A 318-nucleotide genomic window follows, 5' to 3' on the forward strand; every position below is an offset into this window, starting at 1 on the left:
GTGCTGAGCAACCCGCGCTTTGCCTATCTGGTGTTGCTGTTTGGTATGGCGCCGATGTGCCTGATGGCGTTTATCGGCAGCGCGGCTTATGTCTATATCGATGGCTTTGGCATGTCCAAGCAGGCGTTCAGTCTGATCTTTGCCATGAATGCGGTGTGTGCCCTGATTGGCCCGATGCTGTATCTACGCCTGTCGCGGCGGATGCCGGTGCAAACCATCGTCCGCATGGGGTTTGCGGTGTTGGTGATGAGTGGTGTGATGCTGGTCTTCTTTGGCGATCGCTCACCCTGGCTTTTTGCGGCCTGTGCCGCCGTGGCC

The 318-nt window shown here is 58.2% G+C and carries 1 protein-coding gene; it reads left to right on the forward strand.

Features of this window, described 5'->3' with window-relative positions; translation table 11 throughout:
- Positions 1–318, forward strand: a 318-nt coding sequence (locus Q4563_RS18275; RefSeq protein ID WP_303605518.1) for a hypothetical protein, incomplete at both ends; no start/stop codon positions are given.

The organism is Gilvimarinus sp. 1_MG-2023, from assembly GCF_030548285.1.